The sequence below is a fragment of the Sphingopyxis sp. RIFCSPHIGHO2_12_FULL_65_19 genome (assembly GCF_001830555.1).
Taxonomy (GTDB): Bacteria; Pseudomonadota; Alphaproteobacteria; order Sphingomonadales; family Sphingomonadaceae; genus Sphingopyxis.
Window position 1 is genome coordinate 1 of the sequence record NZ_MIAM01000042.1, and the last position, 5,376, is coordinate 5,376.

At 63.0% G+C, this 5,376-nt stretch carries 8 protein-coding genes; all 8 read left to right on the plus strand.

What is annotated here, in order from left to right:
• A partial coding sequence (locus tag A3E77_RS12120; RefSeq protein ID WP_293646247.1) for a YdbH domain-containing protein occupies positions 1-1,736 on the plus strand: 1,736 nt, incomplete at its 5' end.
• Positions 1,733-1,948: a YnbE family lipoprotein gene (locus A3E77_RS12125; RefSeq protein ID WP_293646249.1), complete on the plus strand. Its 216-nt coding sequence runs from the start codon at positions 1,733-1,735 to the stop codon at positions 1,946-1,948. The genes A3E77_RS12120 and A3E77_RS12125, both read left to right, overlap by 4 nt.
• A 20-nt stretch (positions 1,949-1,968) precedes the next feature.
• Complete coding sequence (locus tag A3E77_RS12130; protein WP_293646309.1) at positions 1,969-2,358, plus strand: YdbL family probable chaperone protein; 390 nt, start codon at positions 1,969-1,971, stop codon at positions 2,356-2,358.
• A gap of 348 nt (positions 2,359-2,706) precedes the next feature.
• Positions 2,707-3,051 carry an AtpZ/AtpI family protein gene (locus A3E77_RS12135; RefSeq protein ID WP_293646251.1) on the plus strand — a complete coding sequence of 115 codons (345 nt, stop codon included), beginning with the start codon at positions 2,707-2,709 and terminating at the stop codon, positions 3,049-3,051.
• Between the two features lie 51 nt (positions 3,052-3,102).
• Positions 3,103-3,855 (plus strand): F0F1 ATP synthase subunit A, encoded by a 753-nt coding sequence (locus A3E77_RS12140; protein ID WP_293646311.1) that lies wholly within the window; start codon positions 3,103-3,105, stop codon positions 3,853-3,855.
• A 42-nt stretch (positions 3,856-3,897) separates the two neighbouring features.
• Entirely contained in the window at positions 3,898-4,128 is a 231-nt protein-coding gene (locus A3E77_RS12145) for a F0F1 ATP synthase subunit C (RefSeq protein WP_037515205.1), read from the plus strand.
• Positions 4,129-4,199: 71 nt separating this feature from the next.
• Positions 4,200-4,697, plus strand: coding sequence for a F0F1 ATP synthase subunit B family protein (locus A3E77_RS12150; protein ID WP_293646253.1), 498 nt, complete (start codon positions 4,200-4,202; stop codon positions 4,695-4,697).
• Positions 4,690-5,223, plus strand: coding sequence for a F0F1 ATP synthase subunit B family protein (locus tag A3E77_RS12155; RefSeq protein WP_293646255.1), 534 nt, complete (start codon positions 4,690-4,692; stop codon positions 5,221-5,223). Before A3E77_RS12150 ends, A3E77_RS12155 begins: the two co-directional genes overlap by 8 nt.
• Positions 5,224-5,376 lie beyond the last annotated feature (153 nt).

Here is a 5,376-nt window from a genome sequence, read left to right on the forward strand (position 1 = left end):
GCGGACTGCTGCGCTTTGCGACGACGGCGGTCTTGTCGGGACCGCTTGCGGGCGGGCGCGTCGAGCGGCTGACCGTGCCGCTCAACGGTTTCGTGGCGCCGACCGGCGCATTGGCGCTCGATGGCGGGTGCAGCCGCGTCGGCGCCTACCGGGTCGAAATCGGCGGATTCGGGATCGGGCGCAGCGCGGTCGATTTGTGCAGCCGTGCGGGCGCGCCTTTGTTGAGCGTCGGGTCCGGCGGCCTGCGCGGCCAGATCCGCATTCCCGCGCTCGCATTCCGCGGGACAAGCGGCAGTTCGCCGTTCAGCCTGACGAGCGGGGCGGCGAATATCGACCTGTCCGCCATGCGCTGGTCGCTGGCGCGCGCCGACGTCCGCCTGGGCGAGGGGGAGAGCGTAACGCGCTTCACCGCCGACAGCCTGAACGGACGCCCGGCGGCATCAGGAATGGCGGGCGAACTGCGCGGCGCGAGCGGCAAGATCGGTGCCGTGCCGCTGAACATGGCAGATATTGCGGGCCAGTGGCGCTGGGCGAATGGCGCGTTGACGCTGGGCGGCGGCCTGCGCTTGACCGATGCGGCGCCCGATCCGCGCTTTTTTCCGCTCGTCAGCGGCGATGCGACCCTGCGCCTTGCCGACGGGGTGGTCGACGCAAAGGCCGGGTTCAGCGAGGAAAAGACAGGGACGAAGATCCTCGACACGCTGATCCGGCACCGACTCTCCGACAGCAGCGGTTCGGCCGATCTGGTCGTTCGCGAGTTGCGATTCGACGAATCGTTTCAGCCCGACCAACTGACCAGCCTGGCACTCGGCGTTGTCGCCAACGTCCAGGGGTCGGTGGTCGGTGACGGGCGGATCGAATGGAGCGCCGACGGTGTGACCAGCCGCGGCACCTTTGCGACCGCCGATGCAAGCCTCGCTGCCGCATTCGGTCCGGTCACCGGGCTGACCACGACGCTCAGCTTCGACGATCTGATCGGCCTGAAATCGGCGCCGGGGCAGATTGCACGGTTGAAAGAGGTCAACCCCGGTATCCCGGTCGTCGACGGCACCATCGAATATCGGCTGCTCGGCGACAATCGCGTGCGGGTGGAGGGGGGCAGCTGGCCCTTTGCCGGGGGAACGCTGCTGCTGCATCCCACGACGCTGGATTTCGGCGCGGCGCAGACGCGGCGCCTGTCGTTCGACATTGTCGGGGTGGACGCCGCCGTCTTCCTGCAAAGCTTCGGCTTCGACAATATCAACGCGACCGGGGTTTTCGACGGCACGCTGCCGGTCGAATTCGACGGATTGGGCGGACGGATCGTCAATGGTCGCATCGATTCGCGCGCGGGCGGGGGCACGCTCGCCTATGTCGGCGAGTTGTCGAACCGCAATCTCGGCGCGATCGCCAATTTTGCCTTTGGCGCGCTGCGCAGCCTTAAATATGATGATCTGACCATCATCCTGAACGGCGACCTCGACGGTGAAATGGTGACCGACATCCGGTTTGGCGGCGTGGGGCAGGGGGAAGGCGCGACGCGCAACTTCCTGACCAACCAGGTCGCCAAACTGCCCCTGATATTCAATGTGAAGATCCGCGCCCCCTTCCGCCAGCTCTTGACCTCGGCCAAGGGATTCTACGATCCGTCGTTGCTGATCGAACAAAATCTGCCAGCCTTGATGCGCGCTCAGGAAGACGCTGAAAAGGCGAATGTCACTCCCGTTCAGCCCCCAGAAAGCGAGCCCATGCGATGAACAAGACCAAGACTGGAGCAAGGAGGCGGGCCATAAGGGGTCGATGTCTGGCGCTGATGACAGGGACGGTGGCTCTCGCGGGCTGCGTCCAGATCGAAACACCGGACAAGCCGATCGAGATCAACCTGAACATCAACATCCGGCAGGAAGTGGTGTATAGGCTGGATGGCGACGCCAAGAAGCTCATCGAGCAGAATAGCGAGATATTCTGATAGGGAAGAACAAGATGCGTATGACGAAGTGGAAACCGACCGGACTGGCGCTTGCTGCGATTGCGGCGACCGTTGCCGTGGCCGTGCCGTCGGCGATGGCGCAGCGCGATCCGGCCTATGCCGCCGCGCGCGCCGCGGGACAGATCGGCGAACAGCCTGATGGCTATCTGGGCTTTGCCACCACGCCGACCCCGGCGATCCGCGCCTTGGTTCAGGACCTGAACATCAAGAGGAAGGCCGCCTATACCGCAAGCGCGCAGTCGACGGGCAGCACGGTCGAACAATTCGCCTTTACCAGCGGCTGCAACCTCATCGCCAAAACCAAGCCGGGCGAAAAATATCAGACGCCCGGCGGCGCATGGAAAACGCGCGATGCCAGCCCGCCGGAACGCGATGCGCGCTGTCCGTAAGCCATATGACGCATAACGGGGCCCTGCGGGGTCCTCCAGATGCCGCCGCGCCCCTAAACGCGGCGGCATTTTTGTGTGCGTCTAGCCAGGACGCCTCGCCAGCATTCCGTTCGCGTCGAGCAAAGTCGAGACATCCTTCGGCAGCGCGCGACATTGCGGCATCTCGGCTTCGCTCGATGCGAACGGGGAAGAGAGGCCGGTGTCAATTTTGTGCACCTGCGCACAAGCATTGACTTCATCGGGCGTCGTTCCTAAACGGACCGCGCCTTAGGGGTCCCCCGAGTTTTCGGGCCTTTTTTCGCAGGCGGAATCGATGGATATCGGCTCTGTTTCAGGAGGATGGCGCAAATGACGGGGAATGGCAGCGATCCGGAACCAGCTTCGGAGGATTCGCGCCTGGTCTCGCTCGAAGAGCGATTGGACCGGGCCGAAGCCGCAGAAGCGAAACGGACCGCAGTGAACGCCGGACCGGAGACCGATGCGAATTACAAGCTCGGTAATCGCGTTCTGGCCGAACTGCTGGGCGGGATCGGTGGCGGCGCGCTGGTTGGTTGGACGATCGACCATTTCGCCGGCACGGCACCTTGGGGCCTGTTGGCGGTACTGTTCCTCGGAATAGTGGTCGCCTTCAGGAACATATTTCGGATTGCGAATGTCCGGCCCACCAAGCTCGATGAAGCTGGGCCGGATTGACGGGGATTTAAGGCGAGGTATCGCGTGGCGGATCAAGGCAAAGTGGACCCGATGCACCAGTTCGAGGTGCAGAAGATGTTCGACATGTTCCATGTCGGCAATCATGAGGTTGCCTTTACGACCAGCGCCATGTGGATGGTCGTTGCCGGCCTGTTGCTGTGGGTTTTCATGATCGGCGGCATGAAGCGCCAGCTTGTGCCCGGTCGCTGGCAGGTCGCCGTTGAAGGCTTCACCGGCTTCATTTCGGGCATGATGAACGCCAATATCGGCCCCGAAGGCCGCAAATATACGCCCTATGTGTTCTCGCTCTTCATGTTCATTCTGATGCTGAACGTGATCGGTCTTGCGCCGCTCGGTCTCTTCGGTGTGCATCCCTTTACTGTGACGAGCCACTTCACGATCACCGGCTTCCTCGCGATCCTAAGCTTCTCGATCGTCCTGATCGTCGGTTTCTGGCGCCACGGCCTCCATTTCTTCTCCCTGTTCGTCCCGCGCGGCACGCCCTGGTGGCTGTTGTGGTTGATCCCGGTGATCGAACTGGTGTCGTTCCTCGTCCGCCCGTTCAGCCTTGCTCTCCGACTGTTCGTCGCGATGACGGCAGGCCACGTGCTGATGAAGGTGTTCGCCTCTTTCATCATCGACGGCATCGCCGCTGGTCCCGCGGTCGGTTTGGGTGTCGGCATTCCCAGCATGGCGCTGATGGTCGGTATCAGCGGCCTCGAGCTGCTGGTCGCGGGCATCCAGGCTTATGTTTTTGCTTTGCTCACGTCACTCTACCTGAACGACGCGATCAATCTGCACTGATATTTCAATCGTATAATCAACGTTTTTCCCAAGGAGTATAAAATGGACGTTCAAGCTGCTTCGCTCATCGGCGCCGGTCTGGCCGCTATCGGTGCCGGTATGGCCGCTATCGGTGTGGGCAACGTGTTCGGTAGCTTCCTCGAAAGCGCGCTGCGCAACCCGGCTGCTGCCGACGGTCAGCAGGGCCGCCTGTTCATCGGCTTCGCGGCCGCCGAACTTCTCGGCCTGCTGTCGTTCCTGATCGCGATCCTGCTGTACCTCAAGGCAGCCTGATTTCGTCTGCGGGGCCGGCTCGCTAAAAGCTGGCCCCGCGACTGCTTTTCTTTTGTCGGTCGAGTAAATCCATGCCTCAAATCAGCCAATTCGCTGAAAGCTGGTACGCCGCATCCCAGATTTTCTGGGTGCTGCTGACCTTCGGCTTCGTCTTCTTTGTCATCGGCCGCGGCATGCTGCCGAAGATCGAGGCGACGGTGGACGCGCGCGACCGCAAGGTGGCCGACGATCTGGCCGCGGCGAAAGCCGCGCATGCAGCCGCCGACAAGCTGGAAGAAACTTACCGCCAGCAAAGCGACGCGAGCCGCGCCGCTGCGCAAAAAGCGGTGACGGACGCCAAGGACAAGGCCGCGAAAGACGCCGAAAAGCGTCTGGCAAAGGTCGACGCCGAACTCGACGACAAGCTGTCGGCGGCCGAGGCCGACATTAACGCGGCGCGCACGTCGGCAATGGCGGAAATTGAATCGGTCGCGGCCGAAGCAGCAGGCGATCTCGTCGCCAAGCTGTCGGGCGTGAAGGTCGCCGCGGCGGACGCCAAGGCAGCGGTGAAGGCGGTGCTCCATGGCTAATTTTGCGCTCATCCTGTCGGAAGGGACGGCTGAACCGGCATCCTTCGGCGTCATCACGGCAACCGTCTGGGTGTCGATCGCGATGGCGATCTTCATTGCGATCCTGCTGTGGAAAAAGGTCCCGGCGATGGTCGCGGGGATGCTCGACACCAAGATTGCGGAAATCTCGAAGCAGCTCAAGGAAGCTGAAGCGCTGCGTCTCGACGCCGAATCGCTGAAAGCGGAATATGAAGCGAAGCTCGCCGACGCCGCGAAGGAAGCCGACGATATGCGCGCCCGCGCCGATGCCGAGGCCGAAGCACTGGTCGCCAAGGCAAAGGCCGATGCGACCGCATTGATCGCCCGCCGCAAGCAGATGGCCGAAGACCGCATCGCCGCGGCCGAAGCCGGCGCCCTTGCCGAAGTCCGCTCGGCCGCCGCCAAGGCTGCGACCGAAGCGGCGGCGAAGCTGATCGCCGACAAGCATGACGCCGCGGCCGACAAGGCGCTGGTCGACCAGGCGATCGCAGGCGTCGCCAAGGGCTGATCGCTCCGACATTGCCGAAACCAGAGCGCCCGCGGATTTCCGCGGGCGTTTTGTTATGCCGTGTCAAGGATTGGAGGATGGAATGGCTGCAAACGACCGATTGCAGACGTAAAGTTCCTCCCCATCGACTTGCGATGGGGAGGTGGCAGCCCG

Coding starts and splice junctions, on each gene's coding strand:
- A3E77_RS12140 (WP_293646311.1), top strand. CDS start 3,103: ATGCACCAGTTCGAGGTGCAGAAGATGTTCGACATGTTCCATGTCGGC.
- A3E77_RS12130 (WP_293646309.1), top strand. CDS start 1,969: ATGACGAAGTGGAAACCGACCGGACTGGCGCTTGCTGCGATTGCGGCG.
- A3E77_RS12145 (WP_037515205.1), top strand. CDS start 3,898: ATGGACGTTCAAGCTGCTTCGCTCATCGGCGCCGGTCTGGCCGCTATC.
- A3E77_RS12155 (WP_293646255.1), top strand. CDS start 4,690: ATGGCTAATTTTGCGCTCATCCTGTCGGAAGGGACGGCTGAACCGGCA.
- A3E77_RS12135 (WP_293646251.1), top strand. CDS start 2,707: ATGACGGGGAATGGCAGCGATCCGGAACCAGCTTCGGAGGATTCGCGC.
- A3E77_RS12150 (WP_293646253.1), top strand. CDS start 4,200: ATGCCTCAAATCAGCCAATTCGCTGAAAGCTGGTACGCCGCATCCCAG.
- A3E77_RS12125 (WP_293646249.1), top strand. CDS start 1,733: ATGAACAAGACCAAGACTGGAGCAAGGAGGCGGGCCATAAGGGGTCGA.